Annotated in this window: 22 protein-coding genes and 1 pseudogene; 5 read left to right on the top strand and 18 right to left on the bottom strand. The window is 32.8% G+C overall.

Translation table 11 applies throughout. The annotated features are described in order from the left end of the window. Window positions 1–122 precede the first annotated feature (122 nt). From I2D56_RS03165 to I2D56_RS03145, 5 genes are read right to left on the bottom strand one after another with little or no spacing between them, the layout of a single operon-like run. Window positions 123–2,624, bottom strand: a complete 2,502-nt coding sequence (locus I2D56_RS03165) for a zinc-ribbon domain-containing protein (RefSeq protein ID WP_195347966.1) — start codon at window positions 2,622–2,624, stop codon at window positions 123–125. A gap of 9 nt (window positions 2,625–2,633) precedes the next feature. After that, window positions 2,634–3,359, bottom strand: coding sequence for a hypothetical protein (locus I2D56_RS03160; RefSeq protein WP_195347965.1), 726 nt, complete (start codon window positions 3,357–3,359; stop codon window positions 2,634–2,636). After that, window positions 3,352–5,013, bottom strand: a complete 1,662-nt coding sequence (locus I2D56_RS03155; RefSeq protein ID WP_195347964.1) for a hypothetical protein — start codon at window positions 5,011–5,013, stop codon at window positions 3,352–3,354. The genes I2D56_RS03160 and I2D56_RS03155 overlap by 8 nt, the downstream gene beginning before the upstream one ends. Next, window positions 5,010–6,863, bottom strand: a complete 1,854-nt coding sequence (locus tag I2D56_RS03150; RefSeq protein ID WP_195347963.1) for a hypothetical protein — start codon at window positions 6,861–6,863, stop codon at window positions 5,010–5,012. Before I2D56_RS03150 ends, I2D56_RS03155 begins: the two co-directional genes overlap by 4 nt. A 12-nt stretch (window positions 6,864–6,875) precedes the next feature. Beyond that, window positions 6,876–8,135 carry a site-specific integrase gene (locus I2D56_RS03145; protein WP_195347962.1) on the bottom strand — a complete coding sequence of 420 codons (1,260 nt, stop codon included), beginning with the start codon at window positions 8,133–8,135 and terminating at the stop codon, window positions 6,876–6,878. Window positions 8,136–9,051: 916 nt separating this feature from the next. On the opposite strand from I2D56_RS03145, the gene I2D56_RS03140 reads away from it, so the two are divergent. Genes I2D56_RS03140 through I2D56_RS03125 form a run of 4 tightly spaced genes read left to right on the top strand, consistent with a single transcriptional unit; the run spans window position 9,052 to window position 10,296 of the window. Then, a complete protein-coding gene (locus tag I2D56_RS03140) occupies window positions 9,052–9,297 on the top strand; it encodes a hypothetical protein (RefSeq protein ID WP_001813542.1) in 246 nt (81 codons plus the stop codon). Next, a complete protein-coding gene (locus I2D56_RS03135; RefSeq protein ID WP_000806926.1) occupies window positions 9,294–9,629 on the top strand; it encodes a hypothetical protein in 336 nt (111 codons plus the stop codon). Before I2D56_RS03140 ends, I2D56_RS03135 begins: the two co-directional genes overlap by 4 nt. Window positions 9,630–9,641: 12 nt before the next feature. Continuing rightward, window positions 9,642–10,010, top strand: coding sequence for a hypothetical protein (locus tag I2D56_RS03130; protein ID WP_000567222.1), 369 nt, complete (start codon window positions 9,642–9,644; stop codon window positions 10,008–10,010). After that, complete coding sequence (locus I2D56_RS03125; RefSeq protein WP_001072467.1) at window positions 9,997–10,296, top strand: DUF5960 family protein; 300 nt, start codon at window positions 9,997–9,999, stop codon at window positions 10,294–10,296. Before I2D56_RS03130 ends, I2D56_RS03125 begins: the two co-directional genes overlap by 14 nt. Window positions 10,297–10,413: 117 nt before the next feature. Here the strand turns inward: I2D56_RS03125 and msr(D) are convergent, their stop codons facing one another. The 10 genes from msr(D) to I2D56_RS03075 all read right to left on the bottom strand — a co-directional run bounded on the left by msr(D) (window position 10,414) and on the right by I2D56_RS03075 (window position 18,163). Next, the gene (gene msr(D) / locus I2D56_RS03120; RefSeq protein ID WP_195347961.1) at window positions 10,414–11,877 is read right to left on the bottom strand and encodes an ABC-F type ribosomal protection protein Msr(D); all 1,464 of its coding nucleotides are present in this window, start codon (window positions 11,875–11,877) and stop codon (window positions 10,414–10,416) included. A gap of 119 nt (window positions 11,878–11,996) precedes the next feature. Then, window positions 11,997–13,214, bottom strand: coding sequence for a macrolide efflux MFS transporter Mef(A) (mef(A), locus tag I2D56_RS03115; RefSeq protein WP_000417519.1), 1,218 nt, complete (start codon window positions 13,212–13,214; stop codon window positions 11,997–11,999). A 385-nt stretch (window positions 13,215–13,599) separates the two neighbouring features. Then, window positions 13,600–13,770, bottom strand: coding sequence for a hypothetical protein (locus I2D56_RS03110; protein WP_000873143.1), 171 nt, complete (start codon window positions 13,768–13,770; stop codon window positions 13,600–13,602). A 732-nt stretch (window positions 13,771–14,502) separates the two neighbouring features. Continuing rightward, a complete protein-coding gene (locus tag I2D56_RS03105; RefSeq protein ID WP_229050175.1) occupies window positions 14,503–14,685 on the bottom strand; it encodes a hypothetical protein in 183 nt (60 codons plus the stop codon). Between the two features lie 132 nt (window positions 14,686–14,817). Then, window positions 14,818–15,243 (bottom strand): hypothetical protein, encoded by a 426-nt coding sequence (locus I2D56_RS03100; protein ID WP_195347960.1) that lies wholly within the window; start codon window positions 15,241–15,243, stop codon window positions 14,818–14,820. Between the two features lie 2 nt (window positions 15,244–15,245). Then, on the bottom strand, window positions 15,246–15,458 hold the full coding sequence (locus I2D56_RS03095; protein WP_048713484.1) for a hypothetical protein: 213 nt from the start codon (window positions 15,456–15,458) through the stop codon (window positions 15,246–15,248). 297 nt (window positions 15,459–15,755) lie between these two features. Further along, entirely contained in the window at window positions 15,756–16,331 is a 576-nt protein-coding gene (locus tag I2D56_RS03090) for a hypothetical protein (protein ID WP_195347959.1), read from the bottom strand. Between the two features lie 361 nt (window positions 16,332–16,692). Continuing rightward, a complete protein-coding gene (locus I2D56_RS09795; RefSeq protein ID WP_229050174.1) occupies window positions 16,693–16,872 on the bottom strand; it encodes a hypothetical protein in 180 nt (59 codons plus the stop codon). A gap of 136 nt (window positions 16,873–17,008) precedes the next feature. Then, window positions 17,009–17,311, bottom strand: a complete 303-nt coding sequence (locus I2D56_RS03080) for a hypothetical protein (RefSeq protein ID WP_229050173.1) — start codon at window positions 17,309–17,311, stop codon at window positions 17,009–17,011. A gap of 252 nt (window positions 17,312–17,563) precedes the next feature. Further along, entirely contained in the window at window positions 17,564–18,163 is a 600-nt protein-coding gene (locus tag I2D56_RS03075) for a hypothetical protein (RefSeq protein WP_195347958.1), read from the bottom strand. 334 nt (window positions 18,164–18,497) lie between these two features. On the opposite strand from I2D56_RS03075, the pseudogene I2D56_RS03070 reads away from it, so the two are divergent. After that, window positions 18,498–18,739: pseudogene (locus I2D56_RS03070) on the top strand (S24 family peptidase); the annotation flags it as partial. 497 nt (window positions 18,740–19,236) lie between these two features. Here the strand turns inward: I2D56_RS03070 and I2D56_RS03065 are convergent. The 3 genes from I2D56_RS03065 to I2D56_RS03055 are packed head-to-tail and all read right to left on the bottom strand — an operon-like array spanning window position 19,237 to window position 21,073. Then, entirely contained in the window at window positions 19,237–19,902 is a 666-nt protein-coding gene (locus tag I2D56_RS03065; RefSeq protein ID WP_195347957.1) for a PIN domain-containing protein, read from the bottom strand. Beyond that, window positions 19,899–20,732, bottom strand: coding sequence for an ImmA/IrrE family metallo-endopeptidase (locus I2D56_RS03060; RefSeq protein ID WP_195347956.1), 834 nt, complete (start codon window positions 20,730–20,732; stop codon window positions 19,899–19,901). The genes I2D56_RS03065 and I2D56_RS03060 overlap by 4 nt, the downstream gene beginning before the upstream one ends. Window positions 20,733–20,740: 8 nt before the next feature. Continuing rightward, window positions 20,741–21,073, bottom strand: a complete 333-nt coding sequence (locus I2D56_RS03055) for a helix-turn-helix transcriptional regulator (protein WP_195347955.1) — start codon at window positions 21,071–21,073, stop codon at window positions 20,741–20,743. Window positions 21,074–21,239: the final 166 nt, after the last annotated feature.

Genomic DNA, 21,239 nt, shown 5'->3' with positions numbered 1-21,239 from the left:
TTGTTCATCTACTGTAAAATGTACTTTATTTAAGTGAAAACTAAAAATTTTTCAAATGTACATTTTGATATTAAAAAAACACTTTAATATCAATTTATTGATTTAGAGTGTTTTTGGATTGTTTAATATATTTTAGCAAACTGAACGAAATGCTCTTGTTTTCTTCTTAAACCTTTACAGATTTTACAGGTTATTAAGTTACGTTTTTCATATTTGATTTTTTCATTGATTTTAAACTTATACCGATGATTTGGATCATCTTTACAAATCCACCATACAATTTTATTACTTTTCTCATCAATTTCTGTTGGCTTTGCTAAAAGAATATTATTCAGATAATCCCATTCGTTTAATAAATACTCATGTGTTGTTGCAAGATCGTTTAAACCTTTTAATACTTTATTGTTTCGACAATATGGACAACAAGATTTATTCATTAGAATTTTTTTCTTAACTGATTGCCGATATTCTTTGCTACATTCAGCACATTTCCACCATGCTCTATAATTTGAATTACACATTATAGAACTAGAGTCCCTGTCCCTGTCATTTAAAGTTGACCATTCCTTAATCAACCACGGGTGTGTGGTCGCAAGGTCGTTAAAGCCTTTTAATACTTTTGTTTTTCGACAGTAAGGACAAGATGTTTTACTAATTAACTTAGAACTAACAACCTGCTGGTATGTATTTGAACATACAGAACATTTCCACCATGCTTTATAGCTTGATTTGTTGGTTAAACAACTTAATTGTCGGTCATTCAAATTTGACCACTCTTTTATTAAGTGAGGATGAGTTGTCGCAAGGTCATTGATTCCCTTTATTAATATTCTATTGGAACAATAAGGGCAACATTTATCGTCTTCAGCTCTATTAGAAATTTTTGCCTTAAAGTTTCTGTGACATTTTCTACATATCCATTCAATTATATCGTTTGAATTAGAGAAAACATTATAAATGTCCCCATTAATATTTTCCAGCCATTCTGATTTTAAAAATGGTTTTTTGTAACCCAATGATTCTTCAGGTTTAGGTATCTTTTTATTACAGTAAGGGCAAATTTTCTTGAGTTCTCTATTGTTAATATTCGAAAATTTATCTAGAACAATACTTAGTTTTTCATTAAATTCTAAATTACAACAGTCGCACAACCAAATATATTTTTTATTTTTAGCTTCCGATAGAGTTATTTCATCAATTTTTTGGGTATTCTTGCTGCTCCAATAACTAGTTAGTTCAGGATGAATATCAGATATTGTATTATATCCCTTTAATGGTTGTTCATCATTACAATATGGACAGCTATCTATTACTTCTCTTCTTATTGGAATTGAACAAAGGTATTCGCCTTGACAAATAGAACAGTTCCACCAATATTTTTTTGTATCAATATGACTTAGAGCTAAGTGAACAGGGATATTATTTTTTTTACTCCATTCTTTCCGTAACCTTGGCGAATTATGGAAAATATCATTGTTAAAAACCAATTTATTCCAATCACAGTTCTTAGGACACGTTTCAAAATTACTATTCTCTAAGTTAGTTCTAGAAATCATTTCGACAGGGCTGCATTGAAACTGAATATTACAACAAGGACATTTCCAATTTAAAACATCAAATGATTTATGCCAGTATTCAGAAATAGATTTATCATTACTTTTATCCCAAAATTTCTCTAAATATGGATGAGTTTCTTTCAAGGTGTTAAAGCCTTTTAACATTTGTTTATCACTGCAATATGGACAACCTTCTTGATGTCTTTTAACAACTGAGCATTCATATTCCCCATTACATTCTGAACATTTCCAAGTTGCTACTATATTAGACAAACAGTCAATCATATTTTTTTTAATATGATTTCTAACCAATTGCTCAAGAAGATGCTTATCTGTGTAAACAAGAGGCGGAGTTGCGTTCGCTTTTATAGCTGTGTCAAAAGTTGCTTCACATTTAGTGCAATAAAATCCATTCCTCTTAATTCTTGAAATCAACTTATCTATTGATAAATCAAAAAAACAATCGCACTTATCACATTTCCATTTTCTGGGAATTGTAACATTATCACTGAGAGTTAATTTTTCAAATTCCAACTCGTTATAATCGCCTGAAAGATATATTTTCCCAAGATTAGGGTATGCTTTATAGAAAAGTACATTATATTTATATTCGTTACAGCCTGCATGAAAAACTTTTTTGTTTAATTTTGTTGTTAATAATCTAGAAGTATTGGCTACATCTTTCCAACCAACATGACAGGTAGGACATTTAAAATGAAATAATCTCTTTGAAGTAAAGGTTAAATTTTCAATTTCGTTTTGAATTGTTTCTATATTTTCATAATGAAAGTTTATGTACTCAAGAAGGTTAGGAAACCTATCAGATATAGAGTTTTGTCCTTTTACAAGCACTTCTCCGAGGTCACATACAGGACAGATTTTCGTATGATTTAGAATTTGCTTGTAAGATGTTGAAACACTTGCTTTCCATTCATAGGAACAGTTAGGACATTTCCAGTTAACGTGTTTTTTACTAGTAATAGGTAGTTCTTCTATATCTAATTTAATATTGCTATCAAAGTTCCAATATTTCAGTAAAGCTGGGAAATCAGTGATTAAGTCTGACATTTTTTCCTCCTAATACTTAGTCTTATTATCCAATATGTTTTTAATTTCCAAAATCTTACTTTTGCTTGTTTGCTTCTCGTTATGAGTGTGCTTTTCAAAAGATATTTTCGTGTCTGATGTAATAATATTCTCACTAAGATACTTCTTAGTTACAAGTTGCTGATCAGATTTTAACAAGCCTTCTTCTTTTAATAATTCATTTGCAATCCCAGGATACAAACTGGTTTTAAGAAGATTTCTTAACTTTTTGTTTTCCTCTAATAATTCTTTGTTTAATGCTGTCTGCTCCTTAATTTCAGCATTCTTTTCATTAAGTTGTGCTACCTCATTTTTCAACTCTGAAACTCTTGTTTTGAGCTTACTGACTTCTTCCTTATATTCTATTGCTGCATCAACAACTCTTTTATAATAATTGTTAAGTTCCATCAATGCTGATTTGATTGCTTTAGGGGTTCTATTGGTCATTAAGAAACGTTCTACATCTAGAGTTTTATACGTTATAACTGTTTGATAAGTGTCGTCTTCAAATAGTTCCAATCTATCATTAAGGGCTTGTCTAAATTCTTTGTTTCTTCTAATCGTTGTGTCTGCAACCTGCGGAAATCCGTTGCTTCTAAGGTAATTTCCAAACTGTGGAATTTTGAATAGTCTAGGATTATTCGAACAATGTTCTAGTAAATAATGTTCAAATAACAATAGCAATTCTTGATTATCAATATACTTCTTTCTAGCCATTTGAGAACTCCTGTAAGGATAAATGTTTTTCAGTTAGATATTCTTGATAAGAATGACTAACTGTTTTAAGTTTTAATAATGCCTCACCAATATCTTCTATATTCCCCTTTCCTTGTCGAACTCTTTTTATAGCCTCATCTACAATTAAAGCTTCCTCGTCGATTGATTTCTTAAAGGATTTATCCATAGAGAAATAATCTTTTCCAGCTTTTCTGTAAAATGGACAACTAGTACAAGCACCAAGCTCTGCATGTGAGCTAATGACTTTAAGACAGTCTGAATAATCACCTTCCGCAAATCGAGGTGAATAACATCTGCCCTTATTATCAAGAGGAACATAGTTTTTATTAATGGTGTATTTATGTTGAGTTTTACTTATAGCATAAGACGTTTGAGAGTTTGTTAATTTACGATAAAGCTGATAGCTCCTACATTCAATAAACTGACTCAGATTTGAAAAATAATGTGAAGATGTTGTGACACTATCATGTCCAGCTAAGAGCATTGCTGTTACTGGACTAGCTCCTTCTGCTATCAGATTGATCATTGCAATGTGTCTAGTATCTCCAATATGAATGAAATTAATCTCATGATCTTCTAATTGATTTGGGGAATTGATATGATGGACAAAATACCCATACTGTTGAGATACAATCTCATTAAAGAAATATTTTAAAATTGTATTTAAGTTACTGTACGTCAAGAAACGGTTTTTAGTACCAGCAATACGTTTCCATTTCCGATAATGAGAGTCTGTCACAAATAGGGTATCTAACTGTGTAGATGATAAGTCTTTGGTTAGCTCTAAATAATTTAAAATCTCACTCGCAAGCTTAAATGGTACTTCGTAAGTTGTTAAATAATAATCCTCTGAAATTTTATGGGATACTCCCTTGTCTTTTCCTTTTAAGTTATTTCGTCTGAGAGTTAAGTAATAATTTCCGTTTTTTTCTGTGAGACAATTTCTCTGAGTGAGCAAAAACTCCCTTGGTCTAAGCGGTACTACTGCTGTTATTTGCCACCATAAGTAAAGAGGGTAGTAAAATAATCTTTCTTCATCTGATAATGGTTTAACCCAATAGTCGTTTAAAATATCATTAAATAAAAAATAGGATTGAAATTGGGCTAACTTTCGCTGTTTTTTAGTGTTCAGTTGATAACTAACATTTAAAAGTTCATCTAGTTGCTCAATCAGTTGTGTTAATTCGTTACTCTCTAAACATGGTAGTGTAGAAAGAAAATCTATACATACTGAGGGGTTGGAAATCTTCATATTTGCTAACGAGAAGACTTCGTTCACTTTTAGTTCTTTGACTAATTTCTTTATATCTCTTAAAAAGGCTTGGAGTGTGATTAAAACATGATGTTCCATAGATAGCACTATAAAACTCTTTAAGTAGGTGACAAAATCATCAAAAGATAATTGAAATACTTGTTCATAAAACCTTTTATATTGGAATTTATTCAAGTTAAAAATGAAGCTAACGTTAGAATATTCATTAGTTGTTGCCCATTTATTTTCTTCAAAATTGGTGGTTAGGATAATCCCTTTTTCAACATAGTCTTGAAAACATTCTTTTGCGCTTTCAATCATATTGTCATCAAACAGGATAATTTCATTTACTTTGCGAAATAATTTTGATTGATTATTCAACTGACTAACTCCTTAATAATATCCTCATAATCAGATAATACAGCTTCTCCATACTGTTCTGATAATGCTTCTAACATTTCTGTAAGACATGGTTTAATCTGTTGCTCAAGAATAGCTCGAACTTTTCCTCGTTCTAGTTCATTTTTTAATTTTTGATATTGTTTATTGAGACGATTAAACTCACCAATTAACAAAAGTAAGGTAGATTTTGTTTGTAATTCATACTGGCAACCGACACAATGTTGACGGTCATCATAGGGGCATAGTTTCCCTAATGCAGACAAGAGACACATACTTTCTCCCTGCTTAGAGAAAGCCTCTCCGTTGCCAATTCGATGACAGATTGTCAGTAATTGTTCAGGTTCAACATTGTTTTCAACTAGAGTTTTTAAAGCTTGTTGCGAACGTAAATCAGCCCTAATGCTCAATTCTAACGTTTTCTCAATTTCTACTGGTGTTAGATCTAAACTTTTAATCATTTGAGTTTGTTGGCTTGGACTTAATTCTTTATACTTTCCTCTAGTTACAATGGTCAAGAGCATAGACGGAATCATGGATAATACGCCTCGCTCAAATAGTTCTTTTGCAACCATTTCAGGTTTTAGTTGTCCAAGTTGGGCATCTTTTAGATACGTTGTTGTAGTTTGCGCAAATTCATTAAAATTACCTTTATGGCTACGAGCTAATGCTGCTAAAAAATAACCTTTAATATTCAGTTCTGACTTTTCTTCAAGAACGTCATCTGCTAACATTGCGACAGATTGTAAGTAGGACTTGTTTGCAGAACGACTACTAAAGTTACGCTCTAAAAATAAATTTCCGACTTCCTCCCCCATATAACTAGTAATCTTTTCATAAGTTTTAATTTGTCTGATCAATGGATTTTCTGCATTGTATGGTATTTGGAGTTGGAAATGTGCCTCACAGATAGCCAATAACGTTCCAATAAGAACCTGACAACTTTCTGGGACATGAAACTTTAGCTGAGCAACATTAGAAGCGTTTTTGGTTTTATTAGGTGTTAAGTTTAAATAAGTCAATCTTGTTGTAATACTTAGTAAAGTCCTTCTAGCTTCACTACTACTCCAAGTTCCATCTACTACTGCTTCTAAAACTTCTAATGGTTCTCTTGTTAATTTAGGATGTCCTAATCTTTCTAAGTCTGTTGATCTTAGTGCGCAAATAAAATGTAACCCTAGATACAACCATGTATCTGCATAGTTTTTTGAATTTGCTGCTTTACACAACATATCATTTTTTATGATGTAGTTTTCGTTGAATAGGTAGTACATTAATTCAAGGTATTCATCTAATTCATACGCTCCATTTGCACTCTCAATCGTGTAACGCTTTGTCATTTCAAAACTTACTCGATAACGAGTAACTCCTTTATTGAGTAGCCATTTAATAAATTGAATGAGGATATTGCCTTGTGACTTCGTAAGAACTTCTGTTGCTACTTCTACTAAGGTCTCTACTTCAGCATCACTATATAGAAACAAATCTTTTGTTAAGTAGTATGCTAAAAGATCAAGTAGATAGAAACGTTTTGTTTCACTCAGTTTTTCTTCTTCAGCAAATTGTACGAATAATTCACTTGTAGAAGGAAATTTTTTTGAAAAGATTCCTTCCATACTCTTAATTCCAGGAGGTGTTGTTAGATAGTCTTTGATGTGATTTTTAAGAACTTCAGCATCTTTTTCAGAAATAGTATAATCATCAAGATTTATAGACACACCAAACCATTCATTGTCTAGTAAGAATCCACTGACTTTCTCACGGTGTTTTATTGTAGCAGCACCTAACTCGACTAATATTCTTTCAAGATAATTTTTTAAATCTACTACCAATAGCTACTCCTTTTAATCTTCTCCAAACAATTTTTCTGCTTGCCAGTTCATATATTCAAAAACACCATTATTAACCTGACCATATTGTTTTGCAATTTCTCCTTTATTTTGTAAATAAACCCAAGCACTTTCTGGTGAATTGTCCCCTCTAGCAGACATCAGTTCACTAACTTCATTAACACCTGACAAAACCAATTGTGTGGTGTACCAGTGCCTAAAGATATGGGGTGAAATATTATTTTCTTGCAAGAGTTGACCAAAAAAGACAACCTCTGGGTCATCAGATTTAAGAAATATTGGAATCATTTCTTCGCGAATAATCTTACGAAATCGTTGATAGTACACATCGTATGACAATGCTTTCCCTTGCTTGTTAAGGTTTAATGGACCATAATCTCTCTCATACCTTTTACCTTCTAGGTAGCTCATATAGTCATTGTAGGTGTCTAAAAAGACCTCTAAGAAGATATAAGGTACAGCTTGAAGTCTTTCCTTTTTAATTCGTCCAGTTGGCTTTAAATCGCTTCTAAGGGGCATTTCTTCTCGCAGATCAATCTCAATTTTAAATACTTGATCATCACTTTGGTGAAATATGATACCTGCCCCCAAAGGGCTATCTTCACGCCTTACATTACAAGCTTCTGATGGTCTTAAACCAACAAATGCTCCCAAAGCAACAACCATAAGTAAATCCTTGTGATATTGAGCAATGTGAGCAAAAAGCATTTCAAAGGCGCTGTTTGGCATATCCCTAAAAATTGACTTCTGTGTGTTGCTTCCATCAACAAATACCTCAAAATTCAACTCTTTTCTTTTGATGACTCTACCTCGTCTATTAGTGAACGTATTGATAGAATAAAGGTCTTTTGGCTTCAATTTAGCCTTCCCTTTTCGTTCATTCAAGTATAGAGTTAAAAAATCAAGAACGGCATTTACACATTTTTCGACTGTACTTTTCTTTCTATTTGTTCTATCTTCAGGCAATTGTGCTAAACCATAAAGCGTAAAAAATTCCTTGACCATTTCAAAAGTTAGTTGATCAAGATTATTTACCCCAACTGTTCCAAATATATAGTTCAAAAACTTAACAACGTATGAAAAACGTTTGTTGGCATCGTCTGAGATAGACTTAATTTTTGCGGAAGATTTTACATATCTATGAAAATGAGTGAATTGTAATGTGCCATCATCATGTTTGAGTGCAATCAATTGCTTTGTAACGATATTATTATCACCTAGAATCAGCGAATGTTTATATACAACAAATCTCATGTTACCTCCTTGTTTATTATGACTGAAGGTTCTTACTGTGTTTTATGATGTCAATACAGAAAAAAACGATCAAATCAGTACTATTTTCCTTTGTGCTCTAAACTGCATAAAGGGAATATCGATGAGTACTTTCATTGATCGTTATTATTATTCAAATTAATTCAATAATAAAAGTAACTTCATCTAAGTAATAAGAGCAATTAATTAGCTCAGCGACAACAATAACCACAGCAACTCCTTCTAAACGATGAAAGGAATATCCGCCGTGGCTATCTATTTACTTTTTTTCTTTTACTTCTGTAAGTTACTTTTGTTATTTTTACTTTTGTTATTTTTACTTTTTCTGTATTATATCATATTTTGATTAAATTGTCATCTAAGAAAGTGATTTTAAAAAAACTGGAAATTTTTTCAATTGTATATTTTGACAATAAAAAACACTTTTATGTCAATTTAATGATTTTAGAGCGTTTTTAGCTTATTTGATTTTAAAGTTGTCGTCTATTCCTTAGAATTACTTGAAGAACAGGAAAAATTCGACAACAAAGTAAGTCGATCTATTCAGTTATAAAACCTATGAAGGACTTTCTGCTGGAACTAGCCACTCCTACTTTGGAGATGTAGATTATGCTCTTACTTATTCAACTGATAATATCCCTCATGATTTCTCCTCATGTGCTGAGAGCTTTCTTCTATACTAATAGACGAAAGGGTGTGAAAATGATTTTTAAATGATACTGTGGAACGGAACAGTAGCCCTAGTATTGACTACTGTCGTTTCTATTCATATTGGCTATTCTAGGACTGAGATGAAAAAATCTATAAATGCTCAGAATAAAATTGAACCCGCAAATCTCCCCAAAACAATGGTGAGTCATGTACTTGTATTATTCCGAAAAAATACACCTCTGGTGCAGTGAGACAAATTGGTGTATCTTATAGTGGCTTCGTAGATGAAAGCTATACTCTACTATCACTCTTTGATGATGTAGAACAAATTGAAAAAGATAATAGACTTCAGACAGCTATTGATGTTGTCAGAGAACAGTTTGGTTTTTTAGCCATACAAAAAGGAACCGTCCTAACTGAAGGTTCCAGAAATATTGAACGCAGTAAACTTATCGGTGGTCATTCCGCGGGTGGATTGGAGGGATTAAAATGAAACAAGAAAAAAATACAGTACAATTTTCAGAAATCCGTAGCAAAGGATGTAATGATATTGAAATGCTTGAAAGATTTTTACATGGAATCGTTGAAACAGCAACTTCAAAACTTCGTCAGAGAAAACTCAAAACAACTGAAATATCGATACGACTAGTACATGCTAAATCTGAAAACCGATTACCATTGGAATTTACATTTAGCATTAAGCCAACAAGCTCATCTGTGATAATCTATACTGAGGTAATCAATCGCTTTAAAGAATGTTACACAGGTGGGGGAATTCAAGGTTTTACGATTCAATTTGATAAAAATACCCTTGCCTCTGCATAGAAAGGATTTGATATGATTGACCGTTCATATTTACCATTTCAATCAGCAAGAGAGTACCAGGATACAAAGATGCAAAAATGGATGGGCTTTTTCCTATCTGAACATGCATCAGCACTCTCTGATGATACAAACAAAGTAACGTACATGTCTGACTTATCACTAGAGAAGAAATTATTACTCCTCAGTCAAGTATACGCCGGGCAGCTACGCACACGCATTCAAGTGATTGAAAAAAACAAGCGTGTTTCCTACACTGGAACAATACCAAGTCTGACCAAAGATTTCATTTTGATAAAAACTACAACAGGTCACATCAATTTGAAATTAAAAGACATTATTAGTATTGAACTTGTCGAGGAGGTGCTCTATGAATCAGCTTGAGTTTCAGCGTAATCACCTACAAATGGACTATTATAGCGAGAGCTACCAAGATTTTGAACGTGACTTCTACCGCTACTCTAACATGAATATTCCATTGACCTTCCTAACTGATGATATCCTAAAAACAATGGCGACTTCACGTAAGAATTACTTTGTCCTCAATAAGGAAAAGTCCAGAGATAACCGCGATCACTTCTTCATATTTGAAGTAAGTACCGTAGATGAGAATCCGCTAATCTATCATTATACATATAAGAAAACTACAATATATTTAGCAGAAAAATAGGAGCAGTTCAATTGACTGTTCCTATTTTTAATATTCATAAAATCTAAAGTCTTTATACTCTTTAACAATGGAGTCGCCAACCAGAACAGACTATACTGACCAGCGACTACCTTAAATTTAATGTTTCAGATTTATTTTCTTATCACTAATTTCATAAACTACATCTGCTACATTTTCGAGTAATCGTTTATCGTGGGTGATAAACACGATAGTTCCGGTGTACTCCTTCATTAGTATTTCCAAAGCCTCTAAACTTGGTATGTCAAGGAAGTTACTGGGTTCATCCATTATTAAGATGTTATATCTACCCATGAGCATTTTAGCAAGCAACAATTTTATAATTTCTCCACCGCTTAAAACAGATAAACTTTTTCCAATATCGTTCTGTTTGAACCCCATAGATGCTAGCACTGAACGAATTTCTGATATATTGTAGTCACAATCCTTCTGCATAAACTCCATAACATTCTGATTACTGTTGTACTTGTAACCATTCTGTGCAAAGTAACCTATTTTTGCCTTAGGCGAAATAGAAATTCCTTCTTCATGGTTTAAGATCATTTGGATTAAAGTTGTTTTTCCGATTCCATTACCACCAGTTAACGCCACTTTTGCTCCTAACGGAATTTGAAAAGATGCATTTTCAAACAGAGCCTTATCCCCAAATACTTTATTAATTTCTGCACCGACTATAGGGTATGGATTATGGAGCTCCAATGCTTTACTTTGCCTGAAACGAATTCTGCGAATGCCTTCCGGAGCTTCTACTTTTCCTAAGGCCGCAATCCTGTGCTCTAGGGTTTTAGCAGCATTATACATCTTTTTTTCCTTACTTCCTATTGATTTTTGATGAGCTAAACGCCCTCCGTCTTCAGTACTTTTTTTCTTTGAAGAACCTTTTGCCTTCTGTTCTATTTTACGAGCCTGTTTTCGCTTTTCCTCCGCAGCCCTTTCCAATCGGGCACGTTCCGCAATAAATTGTTCGTATTCTGCAGCTTGGCTCTTACGGTCTTCCTCTTTCTGACGAAGATAATCAGAATAGTTTCCCCAATACTCAGTGATTTTGCCATCTTTCAGTTCCCATATTTTATCTACTATTTCATCAAGAAAATAGCGGTCATGGCTAATAACTAACAGTGCACCTGTAAAATATTTTAGCTGTCCTATTAGAAAATCAATTCCTTCACGGTCTAAATGGCTCGTAGGTTCATCCGCTAAAATACCATGAACCTGTGCCGATAAGGCCTGTGCTATTTTAAGCCTTGTTTCTTCACCACCGCTCATAGTCTGTATATTTAATTGCTCAACACCTAGCTTGCCTACAAGTGCAAAATCTTTTTCCTCCTGCAGAGTTACTTCGTCCAACTGGGGAATATAGGCAAGTTCACCCAGACGATTCATTTTACATCCTGGGGGAGTTAATTCTCCTAAAAGTACCCTGAGTAAAGTGCTTTTTCCAGCACCATTTGCTCCTACTAAACCAATACGGTCATAATCATATACTTCTAATTCATTTATATCTAAAACATCGCGTCCTTTGAATTCCACACGAATGTCTTTTGCTTTTAATATTAATTCCATAACATTTCCTCCTGTCTATAATCGCATGCTTTCATTTGCTTGTATGCAGGGAAAACCCTGCGATTTTAGCAGGAAGAGTTACATGAAAATAAGATACATAAATATTCCTCCAATATTGTTTATTTTAAATCTAATTTTCTAACCTCAGTTATCATTTGGCAAACTATAGCAATGCCAATAATTAAAATACCTGATAGTAAAAACCAATGATTTACACCGATTTTATCAGCAAAGAATCCAGAAAGAATTAACCCAATTGGCATAGCAAGTGACATGATACTTCCGATCAAAGAAAATACACGTCCTAAATATTCAGGCTTAATTTTCTCCTGAAAAAGAGCTGTTTGCACACCGCTATAAAATGGCACCGAAAGCCCCATTATTGCACAGCAAACTACGAATATTACAAATCCATTTGGAGGAAGTATTCCCGAAACGGCTAAACTGGTCCCCATTATAAAAAATGAACTTGTTATTAGTAATACATGCTTTTCGAAGCCCCCTAATCTTCCTAATAATAAGCCTCCTGCTAGCATCCCAAATGCAAAGGAAATTTCCGTAATAGAAATATGCACAGGCGTTCCATTAAAGTGTTCCATGCTTATTAAAGGAAATAGTGCATTGATTGGCATATAAACAAAAGTATATAGTGTTCCTAAGAGTAATAAGGCAAACAATCCTTTGTTTTGTCTCAGAACCACAACTCCTTCTTTCATCTCCCTTATGAAATTTGGTTCTAAACTTTGCACTTGATTACCCAGCTTAGGTATACGTACAATTGCTACCGTAATAGATGCAATCACAGCACCCAATACGTCGATGGCAATAATAGCATTTAAATCCCAAACGGAGTATAAGAGTGCTGCAACTGCCGGACTAACAATATAGCTTATAGACTGCAAAGACTGACTATAGCCTGCGCATTTCGTTAGCTGTTCTTCTGGTACTAAAAGTGGTGTAACCGCATTGAGTGCTGGGGTATGAAAAGCTGTTCCAATGCTACGGATAAACAATACTATCATAATCATCCAGACAGGTAGCTCCATACAGAATGCAACAATAGCAAGCACTGCACCAGCTGCTGCGATAATTAAATCGGCACCAATCATTATCTTCTTCCTATCATGACGATCCACTAGCACACCAATGGCAGGTCCCAAAATCGCATAGGGTAAAAAACCTACTAATGAAGCCATAGACAAGACCATCGCAGATCCTGTTTTTTCTGTAAGGTAAAAAATAATCGCCATTTGCAGGATGGCACTAGTGATTAATGATACTGCTTGCCCTGCCCATATTGCATAAAATTTTCGTTTCCAATTGTTGTATTTTTCCATTTATATTATCTCCTGCATATTATTTTGCTTGAATTTCTATTTTGAATAGCATTCTAGGCAATAAAAAATGCAGGCCAAACCCCACAATGTGGCTTTTGGTCTGCATACATACAATTTGGAAACATTCATATTAAAGACATAGTTAAATAAAGGTATAGTTAAATAACCAATATCCTCACCGTAACTAATGAATGCTCAATATCGTATAAATAAGCACAACAAAAAAGCCTATCATCGGGTATAGATTCTGCTTTTTTTATTGCCAGCTTATCTTAAACGCATTGAGGCTGTCATAGTTTCGGTTCCTCCTACATCTTTGTTTATATCAATTTATAGTATAACACAACAAGATGATATGTTCAATATAAAAGTTATGGAATGAGACTCATACTTCCAATTCGATGCCAGATTTAAAGGATATGACGAAGTTTTCTTCATAGACTGTAACGCTCTGGATTATCTTCCTTAGTAGCAAGCGATTAGCTTTCACAAAATCTTCTGTTTGTAGTTTTAAAAATTCATCAGGATTTTCTAACTCAACCTCAAAATATTTCATTTTACATTCCCTCATTTCATTTATTGATAAATTGAGTTTGCAAAAAAGAGTGGACAATTTTTGTCTACTCTTAACCTTTAAAATAGTTTTTTTTAATCGATTTGAAGTTGCCTAAATTATTACTTATTCGGTAAAATGAAGTATTGCTTTCAACAGATTTCCTTCAACTACACTTCACTTGATTCAAACAAGGTGGGTACATTTCTATTCCCACAAACTCCTTGTCAATGGAAACAAACACGTACCCACAGGGTAAATGGAAATAGAAACTGATAATTTCTAGCTATCACTTCTACTCATTCCAAAAATTTTCTCACTCTGATACTTACCCACCATAAAGCAAAAAGCCTTGCAATCAAGGCTTTCATTATCCCTTTCGTTCAAAGGTTTCTAAGCTTTTACGAGCAGAGCGACACACTCAGCGGTTCGCTATCTCCGTTCTGTCTGCGTGCTAGCACTTGTCAATCACGGACAGCTATCGCATGGGCGGAAGTAAATGCTAATCTTCGTCGTTTTACTCCTTGACTAGCAAACTTACCGCCTCAACATGTGGTGCTAGTATACTCCTATATTATAGAACGAAAGGGATAGAATCAACATTTAAATAACACTTTAGAACGAAAGATGTCTTGTACCAAATTCCTATTTTAAAAAAGGTAAACTAATTTATTACTAAATTAGTTAATAATTTACTCCAATAACACTACACTCTGTAAAACTAAAAACACAAAATTACCAATAGTACCTTTTCTCACTCAGATATTGTTCTTTTTGTTCTCTAGAATTTTCATGATTTCTAATTCCTAGTAATTCGTCTGTTGAAGAAACTATTGGGTCAATCCAGTCAGCTTTGGATCTAATCCAATCAATTTCTTCTTTACTAAGCTTCCCCGCTATATCCAGTTTATCAGCCATCAGGAAAAATGACCTCTAGATAGAATGCCATTGCTAATGGTAATGAGATTGTTAAAGAACGGATGTTTCAGAGATGGCCTTACAGGCTTTATTGGGTCTTGATCCAACCTACTTGTTATGGCTTGTTTAAAGTTATTTGCTATTTAATGCATCCGAAAATAAATCAAATATTTCTTTTGAAAATTTTGATGTTTCAATAGGCTCGGGCAAAACTAATAAATAATAGTAGGCTTTTTCAAAAATTAAATTAATATCGTAAGGTTCAAAGTCGGATAATCCATCAAATTTGTATAAACTAACCACCTGATTCATCGTAACTCTTTTTCCTTCAAGACCAAAACAACCTTCTCCGTTTTTATTTAAGTGGTAACCTTTTTTTAAATGGGAATTTAACATTTTATTATTCTTATAAAAGAATAAATTTTTTTCATCATTAAATTCTGTATATTCATACTTAAATTTTAGTTTATTTTCTACTATGTCTGTAATTCTTTTATAAACATTTTTAATTTCTTTGTCTGTGTAAAAACGATAAAATTCACCTTCTGTCCAACTCATTTTTATTTTCCTCCCTTTCCTTTTTTTGATGTACTACCACAAATACCATGTTGTACATCGCTTTTTAATTTTCCATTGCTATCTCTTAGATGAATATCTTCTTCAATATACAGTCTTTTTATTCCATCTTGCCTATCAACACGTTTAATTTTTTCATCATCTACCTCAAATGAAATATAGTATTTACTTTTTATTTGAGTTACATACAAAATCATTGATTTTTTTGTTTAATTCATAATTTACTTGATCTAAATACATAATTTATCCTTCTTATGTGTATTCTTTAAAGAGTATTTATTACCATGTTAGTCCGGTTGTGTACCTGTGCAGGGGTTCATAGCTGTCGGGATCGGTGTAGATATAGGTATACCTGCCGTCCGAATGGATTTCCTGTGAGAGGTGGCTGTCGTCCTAAATGAAGTAGGTTTGGTTTTCGAGGTCGTCTGAAAAACAGAAACCGCGTGCGTACGTACCGCACATATCCTACGTCAGGACTGAAGGTTTTCTCCGGGCTACGGCTTGCTATTCACTCTAGTTAATTGATTATATTTACGTAATTCAGTTATGTCTTTCCCTGCTTTAATCATTTCAATACAATTAAATTGTATTTTGTAATCTTCTTCATAATGTATATCAAGCCGTTCATAATCTGTTTCGTAATACATAACATCAATTGTTTCAATTACCTTATCACTACAATTCGTAATAAAAATTAGTTCATTTTTATTTATAAACTCGTATAGATATGATAACCCTATCATAGAATTTTGTGTAAAGATAACTACGTTATCTGGAAACTCCTCTGTATCGGGGATGATTTTATTTAATGTATTCAGAGTTTTTTCAATTTCATCAGAAGAAATATCTTTGCTTATATTATTATACAAAAATATTCTATCTAGCCACTCAGTACATAAGGAAAAATATGCTTCTTCAGTTATTCTTTTAATATGATTTTCTACTAAAAACTTATCAAAATCTTCTATGAAATGTAAAATTCTATCGATGCAACATGCTCCAAAAAGTAATCTTTGTGTACTTGTTAAATTTTCCAATTCCTTTTTTACCTTTTCTTCATATTTTTCCATATTAGCACCTTCCTATGTTACGTCTTTTTCTACTTTTCTTACTAGAACGAGGAGTTTTACTTTTAACACCTTTTTCATTCATCAAATCTTTACAATCAAGACATATAGGACGTGAGGCCTCAATTTCTGTAATTCCTTTTCCTGACTTGATTAAAGATTCTTCTGCGTGAGCATCTTTCATATTTATAACAGTAATATCTTTAGACTCAGCCCAAGTTCTTTGAACCTCTTCTGAATGCACTATAAATTGTAATTCGGCGCAAAAGCATACTAATTCTCCCCACCCAACAACCTAATCGGATCTTGGTTAATAAACCGATCCGCATCAGGTTCGTAACGATAATCCGCTAAATCTTATTAATTAATTGATATTTATCAATATTTTTAATTCGTCTGGTAGTTTGGCACCATTTCTATATGCCTTTTTAGCCCAAAATATGGCTTTTTCTTTATTGCCTAGTGTGAAAAATAAATCGGCTAAATTGGATTGGGCAATTGGATATCCATTTTTTGCCGCTATCTCTAGCCATTTAAATTCCAAATCTTGATCTAAAGATACAAACATATGGTATTGATATAATTTGAAGGCTGAGTTTTTATCTCCATTAGTGGCGTTCTTTTCGAGAATTTGAATTTCTTCATCTGAAATCTAATAAGTACTACTTGTTGATATAAAGTTAGTCATTTGGAGCAGCCATTACAAACACTCCAGCTACCATACCACCTCCAACAATACTGCCAATAGTTGCAAGACCAGAAGTAATTCCAACAGCTGATAACCCTACAGTACCTAAACCATAAAGAGCTGCAAATGAACCTATGCCACCAATACCTGATCCCAATGCTCCAGCTGACCCTTCTGGGATTGGACTCTCTCTTATTGTACGTGTTTTATCATTAAGAGCTGCCGCAGCCTCATTAATTACGTTTACAACTTGTTGTAGTGATTCTACACTTTGAAATACTAGTTCTTTACTCATAAAAAATCCTCTTTATTTTATTATTTTAATTATACCATGTATAAATTGAAAAACTGCAACATAAAAGTTACAGTCTAACAATATTTATCCAAAAACAGTGTAATGAATTATACCCTATCTTTTATCATTCACGAGCAATACTCACACATCAACGTGTGCTTACATCTAGCTTTTCCTTCTATAAATTTACTAAAGTTAAATTTGGGGTATTAGAGGAATAGAAATATTCTCTTTCTAATCCTATAAATATGCCTATTCTGTTCGAGTTTCAGCTAAATATATTCCCCATTCAGCTAATTCTGTAGGCAAATCATAAACAGTTTTTCCATTACTTTCATAGATTTCAGAGATTCCTGGTGAGGTCTTAGAAAAAGTTTTCCAAGCTGTCACTAGTTCTTCTACAAATTGAATATTATGAGGTTCAAAAAAGTCATTAAATTTCGATAGTTCTTTACTATAAATTGTCACAACATTATAGCTATCAAGCATGATTTCATCGTGACTTTTATGTCCACCAAATCCAAACTTACTTAATCCATCATTTACAAGTAAATCACCGTATCTAATCAACAGTGCTAGACATTCTTCTCTTGAACAACCATCAATATAATAAACATCCTTATGGGATTCCTTAATAATATTCTTTGCTATCACTTTTTCTCTATCAATACTGACAGGCAATTCCAAAATAAAAAACAAGGGCTCGTCATGAATCACAATAAAGTGTTGAAAAATCTCTAATATTTTTTCTGCGTGTACATTCGCCATCAAATGATGTTCAGTTAACTTTGTAAATGATTCAAACAGGTTTTCTACCAAGCTAACTTGGTGACCTTTTACTAAATTCAACATTCTGTGTCCTCCAGAGAATTTAAACAATATCCACATTTATAATCTCATTATACCATTAAACCCCTAAAAAAACTGCAACTTCCCAGTCACAGTCTCTTATAAATCTACCCCAGTTCCTTCAAGGAAAGTTACTACAATTTGTCCAGCTTCTGAAATAGATTGATAGCATGTCAGACTATAGTATCCAGAAGCCATACTTGAACTATTACTCTGATTCTTACCCTCTATTCGATTAGAGAAGCTACCTTCACGCTTTTCATTCTCCCTTTCGTTCAAAGGTTTCTAAACTTTTACAAGTAGTGATACCGCCTCAACGTGGGTTTTAGAGGACTAAATGGAGTCTGAATTGCCTGATAGAGATGTAGTATTGATTAAGCAATCAACAAATAATGAAGATGGACAAATTTATGCAGTGGAATTTAACAATCAAACCTATGTAAAAAAGTGTATCTTCATAAAACCTATCTGCGTCTTGTTTCGATAAACAAGAAGTATGATGATATTTATGCGCCTTATGAGGAAAATCCTCGTATAATTGGGAGAATAGTAGGTAACTTCACGCCTATTGAGGAGTAAGAGGATAGATATTAGGAAATATATTAAACATTATCTAAGTGATTTACTGATTCAATATTTTGTAGATAAGCCTTCAAGGTTCTAAGTAAATTTTTATTTTTTTTGGTATTTTAGCTCATTATTTTTGTATTGGTTAAAACAGAGCTACAAAGAATTTTCTCTATTGGAGTGCTATGTTTATTTTTTCACTTTTGTATAATATGTGTAAAAAATAAGACAGTAACTTAAGAAAAGTTACTGTCTTGCCTCATTTTTTGTTAAATATTTGATAAACACAAATTACCTTCCTATTAATAAATTATAATAATAAATTATGAATTTTATCATACATGAAATTCACTAAAACCAGCTCAAAAATATAAAGTACATAGAGCCTCTTTAGAAGATGAATTAAAAGGCATAATTTTAAAATAATACAAAAAAAGAATCGACTGATTCTTTTTTTAGATTAAAAGAAGTAAAATTACTTATTCAATAGCAAGGTTTATGGCTATTTGCTATTGGTTATTTGTTTTTAAAGATTGTTGCATATTTAGTATTTTATTTTTTAGGCTAACTTTTTGTTCCTTTAACGCCTTATCGAGCCACCTAGAATCTTTACTATCCTGTTTTGGGTTAAACCGTCTTAAAAAGTTTTTTAGCTGTGTTTCAAAATTCCAATTCATTGTTGATTTGATATTGATTTTATCAAAATACAATATTGCTTGAGAAGCGTCTATTGTTCCAAAAATATAATAGAGAATAATAACTTCCGCAAATGTAAAAGGCATAACTTCATCATCATATTGCAAAAGGCTTTTATACGGTCCTTTGTATTTTGTATCATCAGTGACCAAACAGCATGCACCTAGTGTTTTTGCTAAAGCGATAGCATGTGCCTCGCCTTTATCTCCCTGATTATACAATATTTCTTGTTCTTTAGCGTGTCCTTCAAAAAGCTGGAAAATTCCTTCTCTAGCCATTTTTTCTTTTGAAAATAATTCCAGTTTCCCTGCTTGAATGTCTAAGTATACATTAGACAGGATATCTTGTCCATGGTTTTTCAATTCAATTGAATAGACTTGGTCACAAATATAGATAGAATCAAAATACTCAAAAAGAATATTTTGACAGCCTGCTCTATAAAAATGAATAATAGTATTTGTATCCAGTGAAGCGTTCAATCACTTAATCCTCCAATTAAATCATCCAAATTTATATCCTCTGCATCATCTTCCTGACTAAAAACATTACTTTGTTCAATCTCATCCTCAAAATCTTCAAGTGAAAGATGATAATATTCTAAAACTTTTTCCAATGTTTCTTTCGGCATTGCCCCATTATTAAAGTTATAGAGTGCATATTTTGAGTACTCTTCAGGAATAACTATTTCCTCGCTAGGACGATTTAAAGCAGAACCCCCACCAACTGATTTAATAAGATTCCCTACTTTAGCTTCAACTTTATCAACATTTAATAGTGTTTTTTTTTGTTCATCAATAAACTGTAAACTAAGTAATCTATTAACTACCATGTCAAAGCTAACGTTAAATTCCACCATCATTTTAGCAATATCTCTTGCTGAAAGGCTTTCACTATCCTCTATTTCGAAATCAATAAAGCTTTCCACTTTTTCTTGTGGCATCAACAGGCAAGCTGCAAAATAATTTGCTTCATGTTCTTTTTCATCAGCGTCTGAACCCGACACAGTTGAATTATTATCAAAAAAAGCCTTTTTATTTTCAAAATGGAGAACTGCGTGTCCGATTTCATGAGCAAGTGTAAAGATTTCCCTTGAAAGACGGATACTTGTATTCGTAAAAATAATAATATCATTATCTCTCTTTAATGTAAAACCAAGATCAGCATCCTCACCCATAGGATAGCGAAAAAGCTTGATTTTAAAATTTTCACAGTCTTTGAAAAGATTTGAAATACCATACCTTGTTGTGGTGCATTGTTCTCTGATCTCATTTGCCTTCTTTCGGATCTCTCTTTCTCGTAATCTATCCATTGAGTTACCTATTCCTTATCCTGATAAGTTAATTTTTCATACAAACGCTTGTTTGCATAGAATAAATCAATCATATAAAGCATATCACGTGTTGATTGTTTTTGTTCTCCTGATCTATAAGCTACAGACGCTTCTTGTTCAAGGACTTTCGTAATATCATTAACATTGACATCAAAAACGTTAGCTAGTTTTACAAGAATTTCCAATGTCACGCTATTAATGCCGTTTTCAATACGAGCATATTTTTGTCTACTTATTCCAATTCTTTCAGCTACTTGTTCTTGAGAAAAAGATTTAGCATTTCTTAATTCTGCTATTCTGTTACCAATTTGTTTATTCATCTCCTATACCTTTATATTTCCTTTCTAACCTTATTCTATCACGTTAACAACTCGTTTTCAAGGTATTTGTAACAAAATTATAACTTTATGTTTTTTGATGCTCAAAAAAATAACAAAAACTAAAAATTAACAGATTATTCCTAATATTCTTTTATAATGGAAAATA

Source organism: Streptococcus australis, assembly GCF_015553625.1.
In the GTDB taxonomy this organism is placed as follows: domain Bacteria; phylum Bacillota; class Bacilli; order Lactobacillales; family Streptococcaceae; genus Streptococcus; species Streptococcus australis_B.
This window is presented reverse-complemented; position numbering and strand designations above follow the sequence as displayed.